Origin of the sequence: Kribbella sp. NPDC048928 (genome assembly GCF_043197975.1) — a bacterium.
Lineage (GTDB): Bacteria > Actinomycetota > Actinomycetes > Propionibacteriales > Kribbellaceae > Kribbella.
The window spans coordinates 342404-368052 of sequence record NZ_JBICUC010000003.1 but is presented as its reverse complement, the minus strand read 5'-3'; the positions used below and the strand labels follow the sequence as shown (position 1 = coordinate 368052).

The window sequence follows — 25649 nt, the reverse complement described above, 5'->3', positions numbered from 1 at the left end:
TTACTCCACCACAGGTACAGGCGTTGCCTCGGAAGGCTCGCGGGTACGGGCGCGTTCGGCCAGCAGACCAACGACTTCCGGGCCGATCAGGGTCACGTCGCCGGCCCCGAGGGTGACGACCAGATCGCCCGGCTCGGCCAGGTCCGCGACCAGCTGCGGTACGGCGGACCAGGACGGCTCGAACCGCACCTGGTCCGGCTTCAGCGGGACGTGGTTCGCGATCAGGGCACCGGTGACGCCGGGCTCCGGGTCCTCGCGGGCCGCGAAGATGTCCATCACCACGACCTCGTCGGCCAGCGCGAGCGCCTCGGAGAACTCGGTCGCGAAGATCCGCGTACGACTGAACAGGTGCGGCTGGAAGCACGCGATCACGCGCCCCTCCCCCGCCACCTGCCGCGCCGCGGTGAGGTCGACGGCCAGCTCGGTCGGGTGGTGCGCGTACGAATCGAAGACCCGCACGCCGTCCTCGAGGCCCTTGAACTCGAACCGCCGCCCGGTACCCGTGAACGCAGCCAGCCCCTCGGCCAGGTCGGCCGCGGAGAACCCGAGCCCGAGCCCGACGGTGAGCGCCGCCGACGCGTTCAGCGCGTTGTGCTTGCCGGCCTGCTGCAGGCTCACCATCGGCAGCTTGCGACCCCGGTACACGGGTACGAACGACTGCGTCGCGCCGGTCGCGGTGATCTCGGTGACGTGCAGGTCGGCGTCCTCGGACTCGCCGTACGTCCGGACGTCGATCCCGCGCTCGATCGCATACGCCGCGAGCTTCCGGGCGCCGGCGTCGTCGGCGCAGATCACCATGAACCCGTCGGCGAGCACTCGCGTGGTGAATTCCTCGAACGCCTTGCGGTAGCTGGCCTCGTCGCCGTAGTTGTCCAGGTGGTCCGGCTCGACGGACGTGACGATCGACACCTCGGGCGTGTAGGTCAGGAACGACCTGTCCGACTCGTCCGCCTCGGCGACGAACAGGTCGCCGTTGCCGTCGTGGGCGTTCGAGCCCGATTCGTTGAGGTTCCCACCGATCGCGTACGACGGGTCCGCACCGCAGTGCTGCAACGCGACCGTGAGCATCGACGTGGTGGTCGTCTTGCCGTGCGTACCGGCGACCGCGATGGTACGGCGGCCGACCATCACCGACGCGAGTGCGGCGGCCCGCGGCAGGATCGGGATCCCGGCCTCGCGGGCGGCGACCACCTCGGGGTTGGTCTCGCGGATCGCGGTCGACACCACGACGGTGTCGACGTCCTGCACGTGCTCGGCGGCGTGCCCGACCCAGCAGGTCGCACCGAGCGCACGCAGCGCGGCGAGCACCTTGCCGTCCTTGGCGTCGGAGCCGGAGACCTCGATCCCGCGGGACGCCATGATCCGGGCGATGCCGGACATGCCGGCGCCGCCGATACCTACGAAGTGCACGCGGCCGAGCTTCTCGGCCGGAAGCAGAGTGTCAGGAGCGGTGACGATCACGAAGCAGACCTCACCACATCGAGGATGATCCGCGCCAATCGCTCGTCGGCGTCGGTCCGGATCACTCCGGTCGCAGCTGTGGACATGGCTGTCAGACGCTCGCGGTCGAGCAGAAGTTGCGGCACGTTCGCGCGCACCCAGTCGACGGTCAGCTCGGCGTTGTCGATCAGCACGCCGCCGCCTGCGTCGATGACCGGCTTCGCGTTCAGTCGCTGCTCACCGTTACCGATCGGCAGCGGGACGTAGATCGCCGGCAGGCCGACACCCGACACCTCGGTCACCGTGTTCGCGCCGGAGCGGCACACCACCAGATCGGCGGCGGCGTACGCGAGGTCCATCCGGTCGACGTAGTTCAGCACGACGTACGGGAGCGGGCCGGTCTCTGCAATTTCACGGGGCACCTCGAGGGTGTTCTTCGGGCCGATCGCGTGCAGGACCTGGATGCCGGCTGCCTGCAGGTCCGCGGCGGCCCCCGAGACGGACTCGTTGATCCGCTGCGCACCCTGCGAGCCACCGGTCACGAACAGCGTCGGCGCGTCCGGGTCGAGACCGAAGAACTGCCGGGCCTCGGCGCGCAGAGCCGCCCGGTCCAGCGTCGAGATCGCCCGCCGGATCGGCAGCCCGACGTACTCGGCGTGCGGCAGCTCGGATCCCGGGAACGAGGTCAACACATGCTCGGTGCAGTACCGGGCGGCGAACTTGTTCGCGATTCCTGGCACCGCGTTGCCCTCGTGCACCACGATCGGGGTCTTGCGCCGCCAGGCGGCGACGTAGGCCGGGGTGGATACGTACCCACCGAAGCCGACCAGGACGTCGGCCTTGGCCTCGTCGAGGATCCGCCGCGCCGCGGAGACCGAGGACAGCATCTTCCCGGGGACGGCGAACAGCGCGGGCGTGGGCTTGCGGGGCAACGGCACCGGCGGGATCAGCTCCAGCCGGTACCCGGCCTCGGGGATCACGCGGGTCTCGAGCCCGCGCTCGGTCCCGAGGGCGAGGATCTGGATGGTGGGGTCGATCCGGCGCAGAGCGTCCGCCGTGGCGATCAGGGGTGAGGTGTGGCCGGCGCTACCGCCACCGGCCAGGACGATGCTGGGCAAGGCTTCCAACGCTCCCGCGGGTTCACTTGTACGACATACGCCGCGAAGGCAACCAGCCGAAGCGAGGACGCCGGGTTTCTTTCAGGGCGGCCTGCGCGCCGGGCTCGGCCTTCGCGAAGGACAGCAGCATGCCGATCGCGATCAGCGTCGGCAGCAGTGCGGAACCACCGTACGACAAAAGCGGGAGCGGGATACCCACGATGGGTAGCAGCCCGATCACCGCGCCGAGGTTGACCAGCGCCTGGGACATGATCCAGACCGTGATCCCGGCGGCCGCATAACGGACGAACGGCTGTGTGTTCCGGGTCGCGATCCGCATCCCGGCGTACGCCAGCGTGAGGAACAGGGCGAGCACGGTGAGCGAGCCGACCAGGCCGAGCTCCTCGCCGATCACCGAGAAGATGAAGTCGGTGTGCGCCTCCGGCAGATTGCTCCACTTCTGCCGGCTGTTGCCGATGCCGACGCCCCACCAGCCGCCCGTGGAGAGCGCGTAGAACGAGTGGTACGCCTGCCAGCCGACCGTGGTCGGGGACGCGAACGGATCCAGGAACGAGGTCACCCGCTCGAGGCGGTACTTCTCGGCCTGCACGAAGTAGACCGCCACCGAACCGACCACCGCGATCGTGCCGAGGAACAGCCGGGTCGGCGCACCGACGATCCAGATCATGCCGATCATCACGGCCATCAGGACCAGTGCGGTCCCGAGGTCGTGCTGGCCGACCACGAGCGCGATCACCAGACCGCAGACCGGCACCATCGGCACCAGCAGGTGCTTCCACTGGGTGAGCAGCTTCTCCTTGCGGGCGTACAGGTCCGCGCACCACATCACCATCGCGAGCTTCGCGAACTCGCTCGGCTGGATCTGCAGCGGGCCGCCGAGGTTCAGCCAGTTGGTGTTGCCGTTCACGCCGACGCCGAGGCCCGGGATGTACGTCAGCACGAGCAGGAACACCGACCCGAGCAGCGCGACGTACGCGAGCATCCGGAAGTGCCGCGGCGTCATCCGCGAGGCGACGTACGCCATCGGGAGGCCGACCGCGACCCAGATCATCTGCCGGACGAAGATCGTGTAGCTGTTCCCGTTCACCCGCAGCGACAGCACGCTGGATGCCGACAGCACCATCATCAGCCCGAGCACGAGCAGCAGGCCGGTCGCGCCGAGCACGATGTGGTACGACGTCAGCGGCCGGTCGAGCACATCCTTGACGGCCGCGATCCACGGGCGATCGGTACTGGTCTGCTTCTTCTGGTCCGGCTGATCGGCGATCGACGTCACGCGATCACCCCAGTCGGCGTACGGCTTCGGCGAAGGCGTCGCCGCGGGCTCCGTAGTTGGCGAACATGTCCCAGGATGCGCAGCCAGGGGCGAGCAGCACGGTGTCACCCACCTGTGCGAGCTTCGCCGCCTCCCCCACCACGATCTGCATGGCTCCAGTGTCGGTTGACTCGACGACGATCCTCGGGACATCCGGTGCGTGTCGCTCGAGAGCTTCCGCGATCACGGCCTTGTCCTGGCCGAGCAGCACGACGCCGCGCAAGCGTTCGCGGGCGGCGATCACCAGGTCGTCGAACGTCGCGCCTTTGGCCTGCCCACCGGCGATCCAGACCACGTGTTCGTACGCGAGCAAGGACGCCTGCGCCGCGTGCGGATTGGTCGCCTTCGAGTCGTCGACATAGTTGACCCCGGCAACCTCCGCGACGTGCGCGATCCGGTGCTTGTCCGGCCGGAAGCCCCGCAGCGCGTCGCGGACGGCAGTCACCGGTACGCCGAACGAGCGCGCCAGCGCGGCGGCGGCCAGCGCGTTCGCGACGTTGTGCGGTGCCGGCGGCGTGACGTCGGCCAGGCTCGCGAGCTCCAGCGCAGAGGTCGCGCGCTGCTCCACGAACGCCCGGTCGACGAGCAGGTCGTCGACCAGTCCGAGCATCGAGAGTACCGGCGTACCGAGGGTGAAGCCGATCGCGCGGCAGCCCTCGATCACGTCGGCCTCCTCGACCAGGCGCTCGGTGGCGGCGTCGGCGACGTTGTAGACGCACGCGACCTGGCAGTTCTCGAAGATCCGGCCCTTGTCCGCGGCGTACGCCTCCAGCGAACCGTGCCAGTCGACGTGGTCCGGCGCGATGTTCAGCACGGCGGCCGAGTGCGCGGACATCGAGTGCGTGAAGTGCAGCTGGTACGACGACAGCTCGACCGCGATCACGTCGTACGGCTCCGGGTCCATCACGGCCTCGAGCAGCGGCAGCCCGACGTTGCCCGCGGCAACGGCCCGGTGACCGGCCGCCTGCAGCATCGCGGTCAGCATCTGCACGGTCGTGGTCTTGCCGTTGGTCCCGGTGATGCACAGCCACGGCGCCGCGTGCGCCGGGTCGCGGAGCCGCCAGGCGAGCTCGATCTCGCTCCAGATCGGTACGTCGAGCTCGGCCGCCTGTGCGAGCAGCGGCGCGTGCGGCGGTACGCCCGGACTCGTCACCACGACGTCGACGTTCTTCGGGAGTTCGGCCGTACTGCCCGGGCCGAGCGTGATCACCGCACCGAACGTCTCCAGGATCTGCGCCTTCTCACGCAGCGCCTCGGTGTCGCGGTCGTCGAGCACGACGACGTGCTGCGCCCCGGCCTGGATCAGCGAGTCGGCGCAGGCATAGCCCGCCGTACCGAACCCGAGCACCACGAACCGAGTGGTGTCCCAGCCCTCGTCGGTGCGTGTGGAGAGAGTCACCCTGTCACCCATTCCGCGTAGAAGATGCCGAGGCCGATCACCACGCACAGACCCTGGATGATCCAGAACCGGATCACCACGTTCACCTGTTCCCAGCCGAGCATCTCGAAGTGGTGATGCAAGGGTGCGATCAGGAACAGCCGTTTCCCGACGCCGGTGGCCTGTTTGGTGATCTTGAAGTAGCCGACCTGCAGGATGACCGACGCGGTGATGACGACGAACAGGCCGCCGAGCAGCAGCACGAGCAGCTCGGTCCGGGTCATCACGGCGAACCCGGCGAGCGCACCACCGAGCGACAGCGAACCGGTGTCACCCATGAAGATCTTCGCCGGTGACGCGTTCCACCACAGGAACCCGAACAGCGCGCCGGTCAGACAGGCCGCGACGACCGCCAGATCCCGCGGATCGCGGACCTCGTAACACTTGGCGCCGACGCCGCGCTCGGTCGCGCAGCTCTGGTTGAACTGCCAGATGCAGATCAGCGTGTACGCACCGAACACCATCATCGAGGCGCCGGTGGCCAGGCCGTCCAGGCCGTCGGCGAGGTTCACGCCGTTCGACATGCCGGCGATCAGCAGCAGGATCCAGATGATCACCAGGACGGCCGGCAGCTCGAGCCAGCCGATGTCGCGGATGAACGAGATGAACGGCGACGCCGGCCGCTGCCCGCGGTCGTCGGGGAACTGCAGCGCGAGCACCGCGAAGACCACCGCGACGAGCGTCTGGCCGGCCAGTTTCGCCTTGCTGCGCAGGCCGAGGCTGCGCTGCCGGAAGATCTTGATGAAGTCATCGAGGAAGCCGACTGCGCCCATTCCGGCGAACAGGAACAGCACCAGGACCGCCGAGGCGGTCGGCCCGCCTCCGTTGCTGGCAATCATCGCGAACAGCTTCGCAGCGAAGTACCCGACGATCGTGGCGGCGATGAAGACGGTGCCGCCCATGGTCGGCGTACCGCGCTTGATCTGGTGCGACGCCAGTCCGTCGTCGCGGATCTCCTGGCCGTAGCCGTGCTTGGCCAGCCACTTGATCGCGTACCGGGTGCCGAGCAGGGTCAGCACCATCGAGACGGCGCCGCCGAACAGGATCGAGATCACTGCTTTGCCTCCACCAGGGCGTCGGCGAGGCTGCGGAGTTTCGCCGCCTTCGAGGACTTCACCAGGACGACGTCACCTGCGCGCAGCTCGCCGCGCAGCAGCTCCAGTGCGTCCGCGATGGTCTCGACGAACGTGGACTCGTTGCCCCAGGAGCCTTCCAGCGAGGCGCCGAGATGGATCGGTTTCGCGCCCGCGCCGACCACGACCAGCCGGTTCACGTCCAGCCGGACGGCCAGCCGTCCGATCGCGTCGTGCTCGTCGGTGGAGGTGTCGCCGAGCTCGAGCATCTCGCCGAGCACCGCCCAGGTCCGGGCACCGCGGGAGCGGCCGATCGCGACCAGCGACTTCAGCGCCGCGCGGGTCGAGTCCGGGTTCGCGTTGAAGGCGTCGTTGATGATCGTGACGCCGTCGGCGCGCTCGGTCATCTCCATCCGCGCCGCGGACACCCGCTGGGCCGCGTTCAGGCCGTCGGCGATCTGCTCCGGCGTCAGGCCGACCGCGGCGGCGACCGCCGCCGCGGCGAGCGCGTTCGAGACGTGGTGCTCGCCGATCAGGTGGAGCTGTACGGCACCGCTCCAGGCCGGGGTGCCGGATCCGGGGCTGCCGCCGATATGCAGCGTGAACGCCGCTTGTCCCTCGCCGTCGACCTTCACGTCCGAGGCCCGTACGTCGGCCTCGGACGCCTCGCCGAAGGTCAGCACCCGCTCGTGCGTGCGGCCGCGCATCGCTGCGACCCGGTGGTCGTCGGCGTTCAGGACCGCCGTACCGCCGGGCTTGACGGCCTCGATCAGCTCGCCCTTGGCGATCGCGATGTTGTCTTGGGAGCCGAACTCGCCGATGTGCGAGGTGCCGACGTTCAGCACCAGGCCGACCGCCGGCGGCGTGATCCCGCTCAGGTACGTGATGTCGCCGGTGTGCCGGGCTCCCATCTCCGCGACCAGGTACTTCGTCGAGGCGGTGGCCTGCAGCGCGGTCAGCGGGTGGCCGAGCTCGTTGTTGAACGAGCCCTCCGGGCAGACCGTTTCGCCGTACGGGCGGATCAGCTGGCCGATCAGGTCCTTCGTACTGGTCTTGCCGGTCGACCCGGTCAGGCCGATCACGGTCAGGCCGGGCAACCGGCCGATCACCAGCCGGGCAAGGTCGCCGAGGGCGCGCTCGGCGTCGTCGACGACGATGCACGGGCTGCCGTCGACCGGGCGGGTGGTGAGCGCGGCGGTGACTCCGGCCGCGGCCGCCGTACCGACGAAGTCGTGACCGTCGACGCGTTCACCGGGCAGGGCGACGAACAGCCCTCCCGGCCCGGCCTCCCGCGAGTCGATCGTGACCGCGCCGTCGACGACGGCCGTGGGCTCGACACCCACGAGCTCGCCGCGGACGGCGTCGGCGATCTCGCCGCAACTGACTCCGATCACCGGTCTGCCTCCAACAGCTCACGCACGGTTTCGCGGTCGTCGAACGGGTGGATCACGCCACCGACGTCCTGGCCTGTCTCATGACCCTTCCCGAGGACGACGACGGTGTCGCCGGGACCGGCCAGCTCGATCGCGGACGCGATCGCCTGCCGGCGGTCACCGATCTCGTGCAGGTCCACGTCCGGTACGGCCTCGCGGGCGCCGGCCAGTGCGGCGGCGCGGATCGCGGCCGGGTCCTCGCTGCGCGGGTTGTCGTCGGTGACGATCACCACGTCCGCGGCCTTCGCCGCCTCGGCGCCCATCGCGGGCCGCTTCCACGGGTCCCGGTCGCCGCCGCAGCCGACGACCGCGAACAGCCGGCCCTTGGTCGCGCCGCGGGCCGCGTTCAGCGCAAGCGCGACCGCGTCCGGCGTGTGTGCGTAGTCCACGACCACCGCCGGCCCGTCCTCGCGGGTGAACAGCTCCATCCGCCCGGGCACCGACGCGTTCCGGAGGCCGGTCGCGATCGCCTCGGCGGGGACGTCCAGCTGCCGCAGCATCGCGGTCGCGAGCAGCGCGTTCGCGACGTTGAACTCCCCCGGCAGCGAGATCTCCAGGGTCAGGGTCTCGCCCGGACCCACCGCGTCGAACACCGTCGTACCGTGTTCGGACCGGTGCCGGTTCGCGACCGTCCAGTCCGCGTCGCCCTTGGCCGACACGGTGATCAGCGGCACGACGGTCTGCGCGGCCAGGCGGCGCCCGTACTCGTCGTCGATCGTCACCACCGCGACATCACACCGCTCCGGGGTGAACAGCGAGGCCTTCGCCTGGAAGTACTCCTCGAACGTCTTGTGGAAGTCCAGGTGGTCCTGCGTCAGGTTCGTGAACCCGGCGACCGCGAAACGCGCGCCGTCGACGCGGCCCATCGCGAGCGCGTGGCTGGACACCTCCATCGAGCACCACGCGACCGCGTGCTCGCGCATCACCGCGAACAGGGCCTGCAGGTCGGTCGCCTCCGGCGTGGTCCGGACGCTCTTCACGACCTCGTCGCCGACGCGGGTTTGAATCGTCCCGATCAGCGCGGCCGGCCCGAGATCCCGCAGGACCGCGTCCAGCAGGAAGCTCGTCGTGGTCTTGCCGTTGGTGCCGGTGATCCCGAGCAGCCGCAGGTCGCTCGTCGGCTCGCCGTAGATCCGGGACGCCACCGCGCCGAGCACGCTGCGCGGCTTGTCGACGACGAGCACCGGGAGACCGGTTGCCGCGGCGCGGTCCGCGCCGGCCGGGTCGGTCAGTACGGCGACGGCGCCGGCCTGCTGGGCCTTCGCAACGAACTCCGCGCCGTGCGTGACCGCACCGGGCAGCGCGGCGTACAGGTCACCGGGGAGGACAGAACGCGAGTCGAGGGTTACGCCGGTCACAGCGGCCGGCGACGTTGCCGGGAGCTGCATGTGGGCGACGTTCGCGAGGTCGGCGAGGCTGACCGGCACGACGTGCCGGGGCCTGATCGCTGCGACCGCGCCGCCGGCGGCGGTAGGGGTGGACACGGGCCCTGAGGCTACCGCCACGAACCCTGTGACTCCTACCTGGCCCTGCGTCACCAGGAGCCGGTTCAACGGTCCGATGCTGACCAGGTCAGCGGAATGTTCGGCTGTGCCGCCCCGGTCGGCGGGACGACGTACTTCTGCAGCGCGTAACTCATCACGTCTCGGAACACCGGTCCTCCTTGGAGACCACCACCCCGGGCACCCTGGGGATCGTGCAGTACGACGTACGTGACGAACCGTGGGTTGTCGGCCGGGGCAAATCCGGCGAAAGAAGTCGCCCAGTTGCCGTACTTCCCGGTGCCGGGAACCACCTGCTGCGCGGTACCGGTCTTGCCGGCCACCAGGTAGCCGTCGATCGAGGCCTGCGGGGCGGTGCCCTTCTTGGCGGTCACCGACTCCATCATCGTGGTGACCTCCTTGGCGGCCTTCTCGCTCACCACCCGGCGCGGCGGGGCGGTCTTGTTCGGCGTCACGCTGCCGTCGGCGTTGAGGTAGTTGCGGACCAGCTTCGGTGGCACGTAGACACCGCCGTTGGCGACCGCGTTCACGGCGGCGGTCTCCTGGACCGCGTTCACCGACAGGCCCTGGCCGAACGCGACGTTCGACCGGGTGATCTCGGGCCACTCGTCGCCCGGTGCCAGCCGGCCGTTGGTCTCACCGGGGAAGTTCAGCCCGGTCGGCTCCCCGAAGCCGAAGTCGTGCAGGTACTTCACGAACTGCGGGATCGGCATCCGGTGCGAGAGCAGGATCGTGCCGACGTTCGACGACTTCGCGATGATCCCGGAGACGGTCAGGTTCATCAGCCCGTGCGACCAGTGGTCCTTGATGGTCCGGCGCTGCACGTCGATGGTTCCCGGGACCTGGATCTTGGTGCTCAGGTCGATCTTGCCGGCGTCGGCGAGGGCGGCCATCGTCACCACCTTCTGAACGCTGCCCGGCTCGAAGCTGCGCTCCAGGCCCGGGTTCTTCAGGTCCTTCGAGGTGTACGGCTTGTTCGGGTCGAACGACGGGTAGTTGGCCAGCGCCACCAGTTCACCGGACCGGACGTCCATCACGACCACGGTGCCGGCGCTCGCGTGATACTGCTGCACCGCCTGCTGGATCCGCTTCTCGGCGAAGTACTGCAGGTCGTTGTCCAGCGTCAGCTGCAGCCCGACGCCGGGCTTCGGCTCGGTGACGGTGTGCTTGGCGTTCGGGATCTGGTTGCCCTTGGCATCGACCTCGTAGACCGCCTTGCCGTCGGTGCCGGACAGCTTGTCGTTCAGGCCGTACTCGAGCCCGGACTGGCCCTTGCCGTCGGAGCCTGTGACACCGACCAGGGAGGCGGCGATGCTGCCGTTCGGGTGGCTGCGGATCGGGTCCGACTCGGTGTACAGGCCGGCCAGCAGCGGCGCCTGCTGCTCCTTGACCTTGCCCTTGTTCTGCTCGGCGATCGGCACGTTCGCGGCCTTCAGCTCGGCCTGGATCGAGCTCCACACCGTCGGGCTCACGTGCCGCGCGAGGCGGACGTACCGGCCGGGGCCGGACATCGCCTTGACCAGGTCGGCGGTCTTCGTGCCGGGCACCTTCGCAGCCAGGATCGCGGCCAGTTGCTGCGCCACCGGCTTGGTCTGCTGCGGGTCCGCGGTGATCGCCACCGCGTCCTCGGTCACGGCGAGCTGGACGCCGTTGCGGTCCTCGATGGTGCCGCGGTCGGCCTGCAGGATGAACGAGCGGGCGTTCTCCTTGGTCGCCGCCTGCGCGTAGCTGTCCGGGTCGACGCCCTGGAGCAGCACGAGCCGGCCGGCGAACAGCGACAGTACGAACGCCATCACGCCGAACGTCAGGCGCAGCCGCAGCGCGGGACGTCCGAGCCGCAACATCCGCGGGGGCTTCTTCACCTTGCGCTTCTTCGGCCGCGGCTGCGGACGGTTCTGCGGCGGGCGCTTCTTCACCGCGGTCTTCTTGACCGGACGCTTGGCCGCCGCCTTCTTCACGGGCCTGCCCGTAGCCGCGGCCTGCCTGCGCGGCGCTGCCGCCTTCTTTGCCGCGGCCTTCTTCGCGGCCGTCTTCCTCGCAGGGGACTTCTTCGCGGGGGCCTTCTTCGCGGGGGCCTTCTTCACGGGGCGCGGTGCGGCCGCCTCCGCCGAACGCTGCTGCTCTTCACGAGCCTTGCGGAGCAAGCGCTCGCGGGTGGACTCCGGGCGCTGCGGGGCGGCGCGCGTACTGTCCGTAGCGGACGGACGACGGGGCTGAGCCTTGCGGGGCGGGTTCTCCCGGCCCGGTGCAGTGCCACGCTTGCGCGGCGGCGGCTCGTTTCCCCGTCGGTCCGTCATCCGATCATCCCCGTGTGGTCGTGATGGGCTTCTTCGTCGTGGCCGGCGGCTTGGTCGTGCCGGTCGGCGGCTTGGTGGTTCCAGTGGGCGGCTTGGTCGTGCCGGCCGGCGGCTTGGTGGTGCCCGCGGACGGCTTGACCGGGGTCACGGGCTTCACCGGAGTGACCGGCTTGACCGGAGTCACCGGTGGCTTCGTCGCCGTCCCGGTCGGAGCGGCGGGACCGAACATCTCCGTCGCGGACCCGGCCTTGCCCTCCGCCGGTACGCCGAGCACGCGACCGTCGGACAGCCGCAGGAACACCGGGTTCGGGTTCGGCACCATGCCCATCCGCAGTGCGCGGCCGGACAGGTTCTGCGGCGACTCCAGCGTCCGCACCTGCTTCTCCAGTGCCTCCTGCTGGTCGCGCAGTTCGTTCGCCTGGCTGCTCAGCTTGGTGATGCCGAACGTCCCGCTCTGCAGCTGAGTGTTCAGCAGCAACAGGCCGACCAGGCCCGCGGCCAGCAACGACACCACGAAGATGACGAACGGCATCCGCGGCGGCCGGAACGGCGCCCCATACACCACCCGCAGCCGCGGCTGGTCCGGCTTCTTCTTCGCGGCCGGGGCCGGCGTCACCCGCGCCTTCTGCGGGCTGAAGACAGTACTCATCAGGCCACCAGTCCCTTCTCCCGGATCCTCATCGCCGCCCGCACGCGAGCGGAGGCGGCCCGCGGGTTCACCGCGACCTCCTCTTCGGTCGGCCGTTCGGCGCCCCGGGTCAGCAGCTTCAGGTACGGTTCGTGCCCGGCCGGGATCACCGGCAGGTCGTCCGGTACGTCGGACTTCGTGCCCGGCGCGAACGCCTGCTTGGTGATCCGGTCCTCGAGCGAGTGGTAACTCATCACCACGATCCGGCCGTGCAGCGCGAGCGCCCCGAGCGCGGCGGGCAGCGCGCGACGCAGTACGTCGAGCTCGCCGTTCACCTCGATCCGCAGCGCCTGGAACGTCCGCTTCGCAGGGTGTCCCCCGGTCCGCTTGCCGGCCTGCGGGATGGCATCCCGGACCAGTTCCGACAGTCGCGCGGTGTTCGTGAACGGCTCGATCGCACGCTCGCGGACGATCCGGTCCGCGATCCGCCGCGAGAACTTCTCCTCGCCGTACTGGAACAGGATCCGGGCCAGGTCGGCCGCGCTGTAGGTGTTCACGATGTCGGCCGCGGTGGTTCCACGGGTCGGGTCCATCCGCATGTCCAGCGGCGCGTCCTGCGAGTAGGCGAACCCGCGGTCGGCCTCGTCCAGCTGCATCGACGAGACGCCCAGGTCGAACAGGATACCGTCGATCGCCGGTACGCCGAGGTCCGCAAGCGCCCGCGGCAGCTCGTCGTACACCGCGTGCACGAAAGAGATCCGCTCTTCGTACGGCGCCAGGCGCTCGCCGGCCAGACGCAGCGCATTCGGGTCCCGGTCGAAGGCGATCAGCCGGACCTCGGGGAACTGCTGCAGGAACGCCTCGGAGTGCCCGCCGAGGCCGAGCGTCGCGTCGACGAGGACAGCGTCCGGACGCGCGAGGGCCGGCGCCAGCAGCGCGACCACGCGCTCCAGCATCACCGGCACATGCCGCTCCGCAGCATCCATCTCGACCCTTCCCGTCACTGCCCTGCCACTGCGGGAGCGACCCTGCCCCCGCAGGTCATGTGTGTGCGTAGGTAGACAGCACCGTCCGGTCAGATCGCGGGTACGCCTTCCGGGGAAGTACCTGCTGGTCTTGGCGCCGGGGAAGTGACGCCAACACTCCAGGTCGGAAGTCGGACCCGTGATCTCACCGGACGGCCGATGTGTCGTGAAGTCCCACGCTGTTCTGCTCTAGAAGATGCCCGGCAGTACTTCCTCGGACAGGTCGGCGAACGCCTGCTCCTGCTCCGCGGAGTACCGGTTCCAGTTCTCCGTGTTCCAGATCTCCACCCGGTTCATCGCCCCGATGACGACACAGTCGCGATCCAGCGTTGCGTAATCGCGCAGCATCGGTGGGATGGTGACCCGGCCCTGCTTGTCCGGCATCTCGTTGGAGGCACCGGCGAACAACATCCGTAGGTAGTCCCGCGCACCCTTGTTGGTGATCGGAGCCTGCTTCAACTGCTCGGTCAGCTGGACGAACTCGCGCTCCGGCCACACGGACAGCGATCGCTCCTGTCCACGGGTGATCACCAGACCGTCGGCCAGCTCGTCCCGGAACTTCGCCGGCAGGAACAGCCGGCCCTTGTCGTCGAGCTTGGGGAAGTGAGTTCCGAGGAACACGCTCCACCTCCCCGTTGCGGACTCTCCGACTCAGGCGAGTGCTTCCACCACTTCAGTTCCACTGCGCTCCACCTTACTCCACTTTCCCCCACCGTCAACCAACTTCCGCCCCGTTCCGCCCCTATGCCGCCTGAATCCAGACTCAGCGTCCGCGTGTCGCTGCCGGCTCAACCGCTTGCCTCCGTACGCCTGCGGAGCGCCGTGGACGCGCCTGGTGGAGCGTGGTGGAGGACGGTGGTGGAGCAAAGTGGAGGAAGGTGCGTGCGGAGGGGATGAACTCTTTGTGGCTCCGAGCCGTGAACCAGATACGGATTCGCGGCGTCGTACGCCCCGCATGCTGCTTTTCCCGCCCGTACGCTTGGGGGAACACATTCCGACCCGCCGTGAGGGCGTGCGCCGATGGACACCGAGCTGAACAGCGAAACGCCAGGTAACGAAAACCCTCCGGGTCTAGGCCCGACCCCTACAGCGGGTGAGAATGTGTCGGCAGTCAACGAATGGGGAGGACTCAGAGTGAGCACCACCGCGACCAGCTCGCCGCTGGCAGGAGCCGGGGACTTCGACGAGCTGTCCGAGGTGGCGGGTCGCGTCCGCCGGGCCATGGAGCAGGTGATCGAGGGCAAGCCCGACGTCATCGAGGTCGCCGTCACGGTCCTGCTGGCCGAGGGGCACCTGCTGATCGAGGACGTACCGGGCGTCGGCAAGACGATGCTGGCCAAGGCGCTGGCGAAGTCGATCGACTGCAGCGTGCGACGGATCCAGTTCACACCGGATCTGCTGCCGTCGGACATCACCGGTGTCTCGGTCTTCAACCAGGAGATCCGCGACTTCGAGTTCAAGCCCGGCGCGGTGTTCGCGAACATCGTCGTCGGTGACGAGATCAACCGCGCCTCGCCGAAGACGCAGGCCGCGCTGCTGGAGTCGATGGAGGAGCGCCAGGTCACCGTCGACACGACGACGTACACCCTGGACGCACCGTTCATGGTGATCGCGACCCAGAACCCGATCGAGATGGAAGGCACGTACCCGCTGCCGGAGGCACAGCGCGACCGCTTCATGGCGCGGGTGTCGATGGGCTATCCCGAGCCGGCCGCCGAGCTGCGGATGCTGGACGGGCACGCGGCCGACGACCCCCTGGCGAACCTGCAGCCGGTCACCGACGGCCAGCAGATCCTCCGGCTGGTCAAGACGGTTCAGTCGGTGCACGTCTCGGAGTCGGTGAAGGAGTACGCCGTCGCGCTGGTCGGCGCGACCCGTCGCTCGCAGGAGCTGCGTCTGGGCGCCAGCCCGCGGTCAACCCTGCACCTGATCCGGGCGGCCCGTGCGGCCGCCGCTCTCGACTCCCGCGAGTTCGTGCTGCCGGACGACATCCAGGAGCTCGCCGTACCGGTGCTCGCGCACCGGGTGCTCCCGGCCGCCGAAGCGCATCTCGGTGGGCGCGGCGCGACCGACATCATCGCCGGGCTGGTGGCCAGCGTGCCGCTCCCCCGTACTCGTCGGGACTGAGACATGCGGCAGGCACTGCGCGGACTCACCACCAGGGGGCGGGCGTTCGTCGCAGCCGGGATCACTGCTTCGCTCTGTGCGCTCCTGCTCGGTCAGAAGGACCTGCTGCGCGTCGGCATCCTGCTGGCCGCCCTGCCGGTGGTCGCGGCGCTGGTCGTCGGCCGGACGCGACTGCGCCTGCAGGTGCGTCGCAGCCTCGCCCCGGACCAGGTGCCGGTCGGGACGCAGTCGACCGTCGAGCTGACGCTCAGCAACCAGGGCCGGATGCCGGCGGGGCTGCTGCTGCTCGAGGACCGCATTCCTTACGTACTGGGGCATCGGCCGCGGTTCGTCGTCGACCGGGTCAGCCCGAACTGGCGTCGTACCGTCACCTATCCGGTCAAGTCCGACGTCCGTGGGCTGTTCCAGGTCGGGCCGTTGATGCTGACGGTTGCCGACCCGTTCGGGCTGGTGGAGACCAGCCGGACGTTCACGCGCAGCCAGCACCTGCTGGTCACGCCGCGGGTCTTCCGGCTTCCGGAGGTACGGCTGGGTGCCGATCGCGCCGGTTCCGGCGAGAACCGGCCGCGGGCGATCGCGGCCGCCGGCGAGGAGGACGCGACGGTCCGCGAGTACCGCGACGGCGACGACCTGCGCCGGGTGCACTGGCGGTCGACGGCGCGCCGCGGCGAACTGATGGTCCGCCGCGAGGAGCAGCCGTGGCAGAGCCGGTGCTCGCTGTTCCTGGACGCGCGGACGATCTCGCACCATGGCCACGGGCCATCGTCGAGTCTGGAGTGGGCGGTCAGCGCGGCCGCGTCGGTCGGCATCGACCGGATCCGCCGCGGGTACGTCACCACGCTGCTCGGTGGCCCGACCACCCTGGCCGCGATCACGCACCGGACGTCCGCTGCGGTGCACCAGCCGCTGTCACAGCAGCAGTTGCTGACCGAGTGCGCGACGGTCGAGGAGCACAAGTACGCCGAGGTCGGCCCGCTGCTCACCGTCGACCGGCACGCGCAGGAACCGAGCCTGGTGATCGCGATCCTGGGAGCCTGCAGTACCGATGACGTCATCGCCCTGAACCGGTGGCGGACCAGCCAGGCGACCGGCGTCGCCTTGCTGCTGGACGCGGCCAGCTGGGCGGTCGGCGCCGAGTCGACCGAGAAGGCGGCCCGCCTGACCGCCGCCACGGATGCCACCGAGAACGAGCTGCGCCGCAACGGCTGGCGAGTAGCCAGAGCCCGCCGCGGCGACCACCTTCCCACAGTCTGGTCCAGCCTCGGACTGAGAAGCGGAAGAATCGCATGACGGTGCAGATGCCACGCCTCCGGCGCGGCGGGTCACCGGGCTGTGACTCCCGCCCTTCCCTCGTCGCTGCGCTCCTCAGTCCAGGGCGGGAGGCCCGATGACCGGTCACGCGAGAATCTCAATAGCTGCTTGGGGTGCGACTGCGCTTGGGTCGCTGGTACTGACTCCGGTGTTCTCGGGGCCGTTCCTGTTCATCAGCGCGTTCCTGTGTGCACTGATCACCGGAGTCGGCGTCGGCCTGCAGAACCTGCGCATCCCGCGCGTTGTCGTACCGATCGTCCAACTGCTCGTACTGATCGAGCTGCTGTCACTGTTCTTCCTGCACGGCACGATGAAGTTCGGACTGATCCCGTGGAAGGCGACGGCGATCGAGTTCAACTCGCAGATGGTCGACGCGATGGACTCGATCAACCGGTTCAGCGCACCGCTCCCCCAGGATCCGCATCTGACGCTGTTCGCGGTGTCGGTGATCTCGGCGACCGGCTTCCTGATCCACGTCATCGCCGTCCAGTTGCGGCAGGCGGCGTGGTCCGGTCTGCTGCTGCTGATCATGTACACGGTGCCGGCCGCGACCGTACACGGCGGCCTGCCGTGGCTGCTGTTCATCCCGCCGGCGATCGGTTACATCGTCCTGCTGTCCGCGGAAGGCCGCAGCCGGCTCAGCCGCTGGGGCCGCCGGATCTCGGGTGTCTCGCACCTCGACGCCGCTGAGCCCGTCGAGGCGTCGGCCCTCGGCCAGGCCGGCCGCCGGATCGGGCTCACCGTGGTCGCCATCGCCGCGCTGCTGCCCGCCCTGCTGCCGACCCTGCCGGAAGGCGTCATCGGCAACGGTCTGGCCGGCGGCACCGGCGGTACCGGACTCGGGGCGTCGATCTCGTCGACCAACCCGATGCTCGACATGGGCCGCAACCTCAAGCGCGGCGACAACGTCGTCGCACTCACGTACAAGGGCGGCCCGGCCGGCGGCACGTACCTGCGGCTGACCGCGCTCGACCGGTTCGACGGCAACACCTGGCAGATCGGGCCGCGGCCCGAGGAGACCAAGATCGACGGCAACCTCGCCGCCCCGCCCGGCTACACCGGCGACCCGGCGAAGCTCCCGCAGACCTCGATGGAGATCAACGTCACCCGCGACCTGCGGTCCCAGCTCGTCCCGGTCCCGTACCCGCTGCACTCGATCTCGCTGAAGCGCGACTGGAAGTACGACCCGGGCGCCCTCGACGTGATGTCCAGCAACGGTGGGATCGTCGCGGGCAAGAAGTACAAGCTGACCGCGTACGACCTGAAGCCGACGCCGGAGCAGCTGCACGACTCGATCACCACCGGCGCCCCGGACCAGTACACGCTGAACGTCCCGGAGAAGACCCCCGACGTCATCCGCCGGCTCGCGAACGACATCACCGCAGGGGCCCAGGGCAACAAGTTCGAGGCCGCGGTGGAGATCCAGGACTGGTTCCGCAACGGCCAGTTCACGTACAGCACGCAGAACGTCAAGGGCAGCGGGATGGCCGCGCTCGAGGACTTCCTGACCACGAACAAGGAAGGCTACTGCGAGCAGTTCGCGACCGGGATGGCGCTGATGGCGAGGATCCTCGGGATCCCGGCCCGGGTCGGGATCGGGTTCCTGCCCGGGACGTCCGGCAAGGACGGCGAGTACACGGTCCGGATGCACGACATGCACGCCTGGCCGGAGCTGTACTTCCAGGGCGTCGGCTGGGTCCGGTTCGAGCCGACCCCGTCCGCGCGGGTCGCGACCACGCCGGGCTGGACGGTGCCCGCGAACGAGACCCCGACCGCCCCGACGACGGCGCCGACCAACCAGGCGACCACACCGGGCGGCAAGGAGTCCCCTTCGGTCGACAAGCCGCAGCACGACCCGAGCCTGACGGACCAGGGTGGCGCCGCGGTCGTTGGCACCGGCAACTGGTTCTCCAACGGCGGCGGTCAGGCGATCGCGGCGGGGGCAGGCATCATCCTGCTGCTGTGCATCCCCTGGCTGATCCGGGCGCTGACCCGGCGGCGACGGTTCCTGCGGCCACCGGGGCGCGTCGGCGCCGAGGGCCTGTGGGCCGAGATCCGGGACACGGCGCGGGACCTGGGCCTCGACTGGTCCGACATCTCGACGCCGCGCCAGGCCGGTCAGTGGCTGGTGTCGAAGGTCCCCGACGAGGTGCATCCGGCCGCACGCCGGCTGGCCCGCGGGATCGAGGCCCTCCGGTACGCCGGCGACGCGAACCCCGAGCTGGACCTGCGCGCCGACGCCTCCGAGGTGCAGAAGGCGCTCTGGTCGCAGGCACCGGGCCGGCGGCGCTGGCGGGCGCGGCTGCTACCACCGTCCTGGCGCTGGTACCTGAGCCGCGGCACCACCGAGGCGTCCGACCTGCTGGACGAGTTCGACCTGCTGCTGGCGAAGCTCCGCTCGCTGGTGCTGCCGAAGGGCGCTCGGGTCACAACGGGATCTGATAGAGGATGAAGCCGCGGTTCTCAGCGACCTGATCGTAGAGGCGCCGGGCAGTCGCGTTGGACTCGTGCGTCGACCAGTACACCCGCCCGCACCTACGGTCGCGCGCCCACTCGGTGACCGCCTCGATGAGCGCCCGCGCGACACCACGTCCACGGGCGACCGGCGCACACGACCGGCGTGGGTGGCTGGAAAATGGACCACACCCGTGCCGCTGGGGCACGGGTGTGGTCGAGGACTGGGGTTGCTCAGGTCGTCGGCGCGGAGACCGTCAGAGGTCTTCCTCGCGGCGGCGGCGCCAGCGGTCTTCCATGCGCTCCATGAAGCTGCCGGACGAGTCGTGCTTGGTCCGGTGCCGTTTGGTCGGCGGCGGCGGCGGGATGTCGTCGGCCTCCCCCGCGTTGCTGATCCGCTTCATACTCAGCGCCGCGATGTACAGACACGCCACCATCATCACGAAGCCGATGACTCCGATGATGGTGTTGGGAATGATCGCACCGGTCATCAGCACCGCGATGCCCAGCACAAATCCAACGCCGGCGAGCACTGCCCGTCGCCTGTAGTACAAGCGCACATTGGTCCCACGCATGGCGGAAACGAACTTCGGGTCTTCCGCAGCAAGGGCACGTTCGAGCTGCTCGAACTGGCGCTGCTCTTCTTCCGAGAGGGGCACCGTCGATCCCTCCATGATGAGCGCGATCTCGATAGGCCGCCTCCAGTCTAGGCCGCGCCCGCGTCACACGAAACCCTGGCCGCCTGTCCAGCGCGTCACGGTCCCGCAACTGCCCCCGCGATCGACGTCCCAAACCCGCGTCGTACGGCGTGTCGCTCACACCCAGTTCGCAACAAGCCGCACCCCACCGCGCCGGCAGTAGCCCGCCGGTCACCCTCCGTCGCAACCAACCCCGACTGCTTCAGCGGGTGGCAAGGATGTGAAGTTGGGTCGCGAGCGCGCGGAACGCCGGGTGCTGGCTGGCGGCGCGCTCGAGCTCGGCGAGCGAGTCGGCAGCACCGGGCTCGGAGTCGACGAACGCGGACGGCACCAGATCGGCGAACGTACGGACGCCGTGCACCGTGTGCACCATGAACCCGGAGTCGGCCAGCTGCGCCACGATCCCGGCCTCGTCGAACCGCCGCGGCATCGGATCGGTCGCACCCCAGCGCCCGTCCGGATCCTGCAGCGCGATGCGTGCCTCCGCCAGATGCCCGGCGAGCGCCCGCGCCAGGACGACCGCGTTGCGCTGGGCAACGAGCAGACTCAGTACGCCACCCTCGCGCAGCACCGACGCCATCGCCTGCAGCGCCTGCACCGGGTCGTCGACGACCTCGAGAACCCCATGGCACAGTACCGCGTCCGCGCTCGACTCCCCCGCCAGCCCGGGAAGCTCCGCCGCGTCACCCTGAACACCACGGACCAGCTCGCTCACGCCCTCGTCGCGGGCTCGGCGTTCGAGCGAGGCAAGCGCATCCGGACTCGGGTCGACCACTGTCACCCGATGCCCCTCGACCGCCAGCGGCACCGCGAATCCACCGGTCCCACCGCCGAGGTCGACGATGTCCAGCCCAGCGCCCGGATCGGTCCGCTCACGCCCTGCCAACGCAACGCGCAACGCCTCACCTACCAACGCCGTCCGCACACCACGCCGCCGCCGCTCCACCATCAACCCTCCAGCCACTTCCCCCAACCCCACCGCGCCACACCCTACTTCCACCTGGCCCCCGCGGCGTCAGGACGGGGTGCGGGCCAGGAGGTAGAGGCGGTTGGTGGTTTCGGCGTGGGACGTGAGGGGGCCGCGGAGGTACCACTCGATGCTGGTCAGGCCCGCGGACTCCAGGAGCTGGACGAGCTGCGCCGGGTTGTGCAGTACGTAGTCGAGGCTGACCTCGTGCCCGAGGAACTCGTCGACGTGCCGGATCTCGTCGCCGGCGTGCAGTGCGAGCACGAGCCAGCCGCCCGGGTCGAGCGGGCGGGTCATTGCGGCGATCGCGTCGGGCAGTTCGGATGCGGCGAGGTGGATGAGTGAGTACCACGCAAGCACCGCCGCCCACCCCGAGCTGAACGGCGGGCGACCGAGCCGCCGCAGATCACCGACCTCGAACCTCAAGCGCGGGAAGCGCCGGCGCGCCTCGGCCACCATCTCCGGCGACAGGTCGATCCCGGTCGCGTCCGCGTCGCGATCAGCGAGGTACGCCGTGACATGGCCCGGCCCGGATCCGGCCTCGACGATCGGACGACCGTTGGCGTCGGCAATCACCCGGTCGAGCAGCCAGCGTTCGAACGGCAGCCCCTCGAGCTCGTCCAGCAACTCGTCCGCGTACGCCGTCGCCACCGTGTCGTACGCCGAACGCACCCGAGCGTCACGAGCCTCGGCGCCGTCGGCTATCACCGTGTCGCGATCGACGGACTCCGCCGCGACCGGCGCAGCGTCCGTCTCCGGCACCGGGCCGAGGAGATGGACCCACCGGCGATCGTGCTGGCCGACGCGGCGTTCGAGCTCCCGGACGAGCGGCTCCGGGCGCGCGGCCATCCGCTGCAGACACGCCTCGACATCGGACCGGTCGCCGAACTTGTGCATCCGCTCGGTCCGCGTCCGCAGCTCGCCCGGCGCCTGAGCGCCGCGCAGGAGCAGCACGGTGACGAGCGCCCGCTCGTCCTCCGCCAGCTCGAGCTTCTCGTCGAGGATCTGGTGGTACTTCAACGTACGTCGCCCGGTGTCGGCCCAGACGATCCGCAGCAGCTCGCGATCCCGCAGTCCACGAGCGACCCGCTCGACGGTGCCTTGGTCGTAGTCCGCGACCGGCTCGCGATTACTGGTCTGGTTGCACGCCGTTCGCAACGCGTTCGCCGTCAACGGGTACGACCCGGGCACCGTCGACTGCTTCTCCAGCAAGCTCCCAAGAACCCGCTGCTCCTCGACATCCAAAACCGGAAGTCCACTCACTCCGCCGACCCTAAACGCTCCCAGGCCCATCCAGAACCCTCGCCACCATCCACCACCGCCCAACGTGCATGGGGTGCGCCCGCGTGGCGGGGGCCGGGGGCGGGTTTAGCCGGGTTGGTGGGACTCGGGGAGGATCAGCGGTTCGAAGGCCGTGCCGTTGCAGGTGGGACAGAGGGCATCCGAGACAAGGCCGGAGCCGGCGCAGTGGGTGCACAGGCCGTCGTGCCAGGAGTCGCCGGAGAGGGCCTGGTGTGGGCGGGGGTAGTGGGTGTCCGGGAGATAGCACTCCGCGCCGGTGACGGCGTGGATGCGAGCGCACAGGTCTTTGCCCAGGCCCCTGAAGGGTTCGCTCACGGTCGGGATCTCCTCAAAGCAGGTGGTGCGGGGTGATTCAGCGTGGTTCGGCTTGAGGTAGGTGGGTCAGCTGGCTTGCATCCAGGATTGGGTGAGGACGGACTGGGGGTCGGTGGTTGCGGTCAGGACCGGGCTGGTGGAGAGGCGCAGGCTGGCTTCTACCTGGGTGTAGAAGGTGTCGACGGCGCGGATCAGGTCGTCTGCCTCGCGGGTGCTGACGGCACGCTCGAGGCCGGCCTCGGCGGCGGCGCGTTGAGCGGCACCGGCGGCGAAGAAGGTTGCCCACTCGCCGAACTCCGGCGCGACCTGGGCGAGCAGCACCCAGGCGTTGCGCTGGACCTTGCGGCGGCTGCCCGACACCGGGCGGGCGCGGACGGCGAGGACTGCGGCCGCGACCCGGAGCGCCGCGATGTGCGCGCTCGAGTAGCGGATCAGGTGGTCGGTGGTCTCGGTTGCCTCGGCCAAGGCCGCGCGGGCACGGAACAGCTCGCGGCTGGCCGCGCCGGCCGCGGCCGGCGATACCGGTGAAACTGTCATCGGTCGGTCACCCTCTCCAGTTGCCAACGGCCCGAGTGCGGGTCGTGAGCCAGATCGAACATCTCTTGCCGTCCGGATCGCCCGCATCCGGCTTCCACCCGAAACACCGAGCGCTCCGGTCCCCATTCCGCGTCCAGCACTCCGACCGCGGCCGGCGTCCGGGACGACGGCAGCGAGGAGAGCGTGGCAGCGGCGCGTGCACGGGGGGTCTGCGCCACTGCCACGCCGGCCGGGTGGATCCGGGTGGGACGGGTGCGCGCCGCGGAGCAGACCTCGGCGACGGTGGCCGCGTCGATCCGGGCGAGCGAGTCGTCGGTTGCTGTCCGGCGGGCGTCGGAGGCGAGTGCGGAACGGGTCCCGGCTGCTGCCTCGGCGAACGGGTCGCGTGTCTGGCCGGTGCCGATCACACCGCGCTCCCACCAGGCGGCCGTCTCGGTCCACTGCGACCTGATGGTGCGGACCCGCCACAGGCGGCCGCGCCAGAGGAACTGGTCGGGGGTCTGCACACCGTCCACAGACACCGAGTGCACCTCGACGGCGTCGTCGAACTCCCACATGCTCCATCGCCTCCTGTGAACCAACTGCTTCCCCGGGCCGGTGGCCCGGCGGGTGTGCACGGGGTGGGGGTCGAGGACCACCCCGGTGCCCGGCCCGCCGGGGCCACCGGATTCCGATGCGGCCGCAACTCCGCACCGGAGTCGTCCAGCTGCCCGGCTCGCCTCGGACCGGTCTCCCGACGAAACCGGGATCGAGGCAATCGAACATCTGTTCGAACAATGGAAGCGTATCGCCGCCCGCCGACAGTCGTCAACGGCCCCAGGGCGTGTCCGTCGCCGGAGGGGTCCGGCAGCCGCCAGACTGGGAGGCCGAGGACGGAGGGACGAATGCGGAAACGAACAGCCGGAATCGCCGCGGCGGCGGTTGCCGTCGTGGTGGCAGCGGTCGCGCTGCCGCTCTTCCAGCCGTGGCGGCTGCTCACCGACAAGGTCGTCGACGAGGCGCTGCCCGGCACTGCTCCGATCTCCACGACTTCATCGTCGACGACGCCACCGACAATTTCCGTCGAGCCGCCGGAACGGACGCCGATTGTCAAGACCGGGCCGAAGACTCTCCTGACCGGGAAGCTGATCACTCACGAACACCGGACCTCCGGGACGGTCTCGGTCGTCGCACTCCCCGACGGTCGCCGGATCCTCCGGATCGAGAATCTCGACACCTCCGACGGTCCCGACCTCAAGGTGTGGCTGAGTGACGCCCGGGTCGCGCCCGGGCGCGCGGGCTGGCATGTCTTCGACGACGGCCGGTACCGCAGCCTGGGCAGCCTCAAGGGCAATCACGGCAACCAGAACTACGCGATCCCCCAGGACGTGCGGCTGGAGAGCTTCCGCAGCGTCGCGATCTGGTGCGATCGGTTCAACGTCTCGTTCGGAGCGGCCGCGCTCGCCTGAGCTGTCCGGACACCACCTAAGCTCAGCGGGGTGAGTAGTCATCCCAATGTGCAGAAAGTGGCGGCCGCGCTGCAGGCCGCCGGAGCCACCGGTGAGATCGTGATCCTGGACGAGGCGGTGCCGACTGCGGCCGCCGCTGCGGCGGAGCTCGGGTGCGAGGTCGGCGCGATCGCCAACAGCCTGATCTTCGACGGCGACGGCGCCCCGGTGCTGATCCTGACCTCGGGCGCGCACCGCGTGGACACCAAGAAGGTGGCCGCCGAGCTCGGGATCACGAAGCTGAAGCGGGCCACGCCGGAGTTCGTGAAGGAGCACACCGGTCAGTCGATCGGCGGTGTCGCCCCGGTCGGGCACCCAGGCCGCGTTCCGACGTACGTCGACAACGCGCTCGAGCAGTACGCCGTGATCTGGGCCGCGGCGGGCATCCCGCACTCGGTGTTCCCGACGACGTACGGCGAGCTGCTCAAGCTCACCGACGGCCAGGAGATCGTCGTCAACTGAGGACGGCCGGAATCGCCGTCCGCGCGAACCGGCGAGCAAGCATGGCGCGAGTGTGCCGCCACCACGGCCCGGTACGGTGCCCTGGGCCGTAACGGCGGCGCCGGATGTCCTCGACGACGTCGGCCGGCGCGCCGAGCCTGGGCAGGATGTCGAAGGCGGCCCGCTTCGTGATCAGGTCGCCCGTTGCCAGCGTCACGTGGGCACGGGCGATCGTCAGCAGGCACAGGTCGACCCAGACGTCGTTGTACCAATGGCCGCGCTTGCGCGTGACCGGTAGCCAGAACTCCCGCAGGTCACGACGGACGAAGTCGAACAGCTCCTCGTCGCTGACAGCGGGCAGCAGCTCGGCCGGCGCCGGCCCGAAGAGCGTTCGGTTGCCGATGGCAAGCTCTCGCCGGGTCACCGGCGTCACGGGCCGGTCGAAGTGCTTCTGGTGGGCGAACGTCGGATGCCGTACGGACAGGTCGCCGAGATCCGTCATGTAGGAGCAGTGCAGCTTCGTGGCCAGCGGATTCGCCTGGATGAGCTCGCGATGCACGTCCTCGACGGCGGGCGGTGGCGGGGACGAGACCACCACGATCACGTCCAGATCGCTACGTCCCAGCTGGTAGTCCCCCAGCGCCAGTGAGCCGTGCAGCCAGACCGCCCGCACATCGGCAACCGAGCGTACAGACGCAACGAAGCCGTCCAGCAGTGGCTGGACGGCTTCGTCGATCACGC

At 69.8% G+C, this 25649-nt stretch carries 24 protein-coding genes; 5 read left to right on the top strand and 19 right to left on the bottom strand.

The genetic code is table 11. The annotated features are described in order from the left end of the window. The 11 genes from murC to mraZ all read right to left on the bottom strand — a co-directional run bounded on the left by murC (position 1) and on the right by mraZ (position 13890). On the bottom strand, positions 1-1461 hold the full coding sequence (murC, locus tag ACGFI6_RS15185; protein ID WP_393118770.1) for a UDP-N-acetylmuramate--L-alanine ligase: 1461 nt from the start codon (positions 1459-1461) through the stop codon (positions 1-3). Then, positions 1458-2558 carry an undecaprenyldiphospho-muramoylpentapeptide beta-N-acetylglucosaminyltransferase gene (murG, locus tag ACGFI6_RS15180; protein WP_393118768.1) on the bottom strand — a complete coding sequence of 367 codons (1101 nt, stop codon included), beginning with the start codon at positions 2556-2558 and terminating at the stop codon, positions 1458-1460. The genes murC and murG overlap by 4 nt, the downstream gene beginning before the upstream one ends. 22 nt (positions 2559-2580) lie before the next feature. Then, complete coding sequence (ftsW, locus tag ACGFI6_RS15175) at positions 2581-3834, bottom strand: putative lipid II flippase FtsW (protein WP_393118766.1); 1254 nt, start codon at positions 3832-3834, stop codon at positions 2581-2583. Between the two features lie 4 nt (positions 3835-3838). Next, complete coding sequence (gene murD, locus ACGFI6_RS15170) at positions 3839-5272, bottom strand: UDP-N-acetylmuramoyl-L-alanine--D-glutamate ligase (protein ID WP_393118764.1); 1434 nt, start codon at positions 5270-5272, stop codon at positions 3839-3841. Next, positions 5269-6366: a phospho-N-acetylmuramoyl-pentapeptide-transferase gene (gene mraY, locus ACGFI6_RS15165; RefSeq protein ID WP_393118763.1), complete on the bottom strand. Its 1098-nt coding sequence runs from the start codon at positions 6364-6366 to the stop codon at positions 5269-5271. Before mraY ends, murD begins: the two co-directional genes overlap by 4 nt. Beyond that, a complete protein-coding gene (gene murF, locus ACGFI6_RS15160) occupies positions 6363-7778 on the bottom strand; it encodes a UDP-N-acetylmuramoyl-tripeptide--D-alanyl-D-alanine ligase (RefSeq protein WP_393118761.1) in 1416 nt (471 codons plus the stop codon). The genes mraY and murF overlap by 4 nt, the downstream gene beginning before the upstream one ends. Further along, a complete protein-coding gene (locus ACGFI6_RS15155) occupies positions 7775-9301 on the bottom strand; it encodes a UDP-N-acetylmuramoyl-L-alanyl-D-glutamate--2,6-diaminopimelate ligase (RefSeq protein ID WP_393118759.1) in 1527 nt (508 codons plus the stop codon). Before ACGFI6_RS15155 ends, murF begins: the two co-directional genes overlap by 4 nt. 65 nt (positions 9302-9366) lie before the next feature. Beyond that, complete coding sequence (locus ACGFI6_RS15150; protein ID WP_393118757.1) at positions 9367-11616, bottom strand: peptidoglycan D,D-transpeptidase FtsI family protein; 2250 nt, start codon at positions 11614-11616, stop codon at positions 9367-9369. Positions 11617-11620: 4 nt separating this feature from the next. Next, on the bottom strand, positions 11621-12265 hold the full coding sequence (locus ACGFI6_RS15145; RefSeq protein ID WP_393118756.1) for a hypothetical protein: 645 nt from the start codon (positions 12263-12265) through the stop codon (positions 11621-11623). Beyond that, positions 12265-13230: a 16S rRNA (cytosine(1402)-N(4))-methyltransferase RsmH gene (gene rsmH, locus ACGFI6_RS15140; RefSeq protein ID WP_393118754.1), complete on the bottom strand. Its 966-nt coding sequence runs from the start codon at positions 13228-13230 to the stop codon at positions 12265-12267. The genes ACGFI6_RS15145 and rsmH overlap by 1 nt, the downstream gene beginning before the upstream one ends. A gap of 228 nt (positions 13231-13458) precedes the next feature. Then, complete coding sequence (mraZ, locus tag ACGFI6_RS15135; RefSeq protein WP_184833762.1) at positions 13459-13890, bottom strand: division/cell wall cluster transcriptional repressor MraZ; 432 nt, start codon at positions 13888-13890, stop codon at positions 13459-13461. Positions 13891-14457: 567 nt separating this feature from the next. Between mraZ and ACGFI6_RS15130 the strand changes: the two genes are divergently transcribed. The 3 genes from ACGFI6_RS15130 to ACGFI6_RS15120 all read left to right on the top strand — a co-directional run bounded on the left by ACGFI6_RS15130 (position 14458) and on the right by ACGFI6_RS15120 (position 19159). Then, positions 14458-15396 (top strand): AAA family ATPase, encoded by a 939-nt coding sequence (locus tag ACGFI6_RS15130; protein ID WP_393119736.1) that lies wholly within the window; start codon positions 14458-14460, stop codon positions 15394-15396. Between the two features lie 3 nt (positions 15397-15399). Then, positions 15400-16686, top strand: coding sequence for a DUF58 domain-containing protein (locus ACGFI6_RS15125; RefSeq protein ID WP_393118752.1), 1287 nt, complete (start codon positions 15400-15402; stop codon positions 16684-16686). Between the two features lie 97 nt (positions 16687-16783). Then, positions 16784-19159, top strand: a complete 2376-nt coding sequence (locus ACGFI6_RS15120) for a transglutaminaseTgpA domain-containing protein (protein ID WP_393118751.1) — start codon at positions 16784-16786, stop codon at positions 19157-19159. Here ACGFI6_RS15120 and ACGFI6_RS15115 read toward each other — a convergent pair. The 7 genes from ACGFI6_RS15115 to ACGFI6_RS15085 form a co-directional block, all read right to left on the bottom strand. After that, positions 19134-19370 carry a GNAT family N-acetyltransferase gene (locus ACGFI6_RS15115; protein ID WP_393118749.1) on the bottom strand — a complete coding sequence of 79 codons (237 nt, stop codon included), beginning with the start codon at positions 19368-19370 and terminating at the stop codon, positions 19134-19136. The genes ACGFI6_RS15120 and ACGFI6_RS15115 overlap by 26 nt on opposite strands. Positions 19371-19418: 48 nt before the next feature. Next, the gene (locus ACGFI6_RS15110; protein WP_393118747.1) at positions 19419-19820 is read right to left on the bottom strand and encodes a DUF3040 domain-containing protein; all 402 of its coding nucleotides are present in this window, start codon (positions 19818-19820) and stop codon (positions 19419-19421) included. 241 nt (positions 19821-20061) lie between these two features. Then, positions 20062-20808 (bottom strand): class I SAM-dependent methyltransferase, encoded by a 747-nt coding sequence (locus ACGFI6_RS15105; protein WP_393118745.1) that lies wholly within the window; start codon positions 20806-20808, stop codon positions 20062-20064. Positions 20809-20874: 66 nt separating this feature from the next. After that, positions 20875-22089, bottom strand: a complete 1215-nt coding sequence (locus ACGFI6_RS15100) for a DUF480 domain-containing protein (RefSeq protein WP_393118744.1) — start codon at positions 22087-22089, stop codon at positions 20875-20877. 105 nt (positions 22090-22194) lie between these two features. Next, positions 22195-22443 carry a hypothetical protein gene (locus ACGFI6_RS15095; protein WP_393118742.1) on the bottom strand — a complete coding sequence of 83 codons (249 nt, stop codon included), beginning with the start codon at positions 22441-22443 and terminating at the stop codon, positions 22195-22197. Positions 22444-22509: 66 nt separating this feature from the next. Beyond that, complete coding sequence (locus ACGFI6_RS15090; RefSeq protein ID WP_393118740.1) at positions 22510-22980, bottom strand: SAV_6107 family HEPN domain-containing protein; 471 nt, start codon at positions 22978-22980, stop codon at positions 22510-22512. After that, on the bottom strand, positions 22977-23537 hold the full coding sequence (locus tag ACGFI6_RS15085) for a DUF6504 family protein (RefSeq protein ID WP_393118738.1): 561 nt from the start codon (positions 23535-23537) through the stop codon (positions 22977-22979). The genes ACGFI6_RS15090 and ACGFI6_RS15085 overlap by 4 nt, the downstream gene beginning before the upstream one ends. A 327-nt stretch (positions 23538-23864) precedes the next feature. On the opposite strand from ACGFI6_RS15085, the gene ACGFI6_RS15080 reads away from it, so the two are divergent. Further along, positions 23865-24428, top strand: coding sequence for a DM13 domain-containing protein (locus ACGFI6_RS15080; protein WP_393118737.1), 564 nt, complete (start codon positions 23865-23867; stop codon positions 24426-24428). Positions 24429-24458: 30 nt separating this feature from the next. Beyond that, positions 24459-24929 carry a YbaK/EbsC family protein gene (locus tag ACGFI6_RS15075; RefSeq protein ID WP_393118735.1) on the top strand — a complete coding sequence of 157 codons (471 nt, stop codon included), beginning with the start codon at positions 24459-24461 and terminating at the stop codon, positions 24927-24929. On the opposite strand, the gene ACGFI6_RS15070 is transcribed toward ACGFI6_RS15075, so the two are convergent. Next, entirely contained in the window at positions 24922-25647 is a 726-nt protein-coding gene (locus tag ACGFI6_RS15070; RefSeq protein WP_393118733.1) for a nucleotidyltransferase domain-containing protein, read from the bottom strand. The genes ACGFI6_RS15075 and ACGFI6_RS15070 overlap by 8 nt on opposite strands. Between the last annotated feature and the right edge of the window lie 2 nt (positions 25648-25649).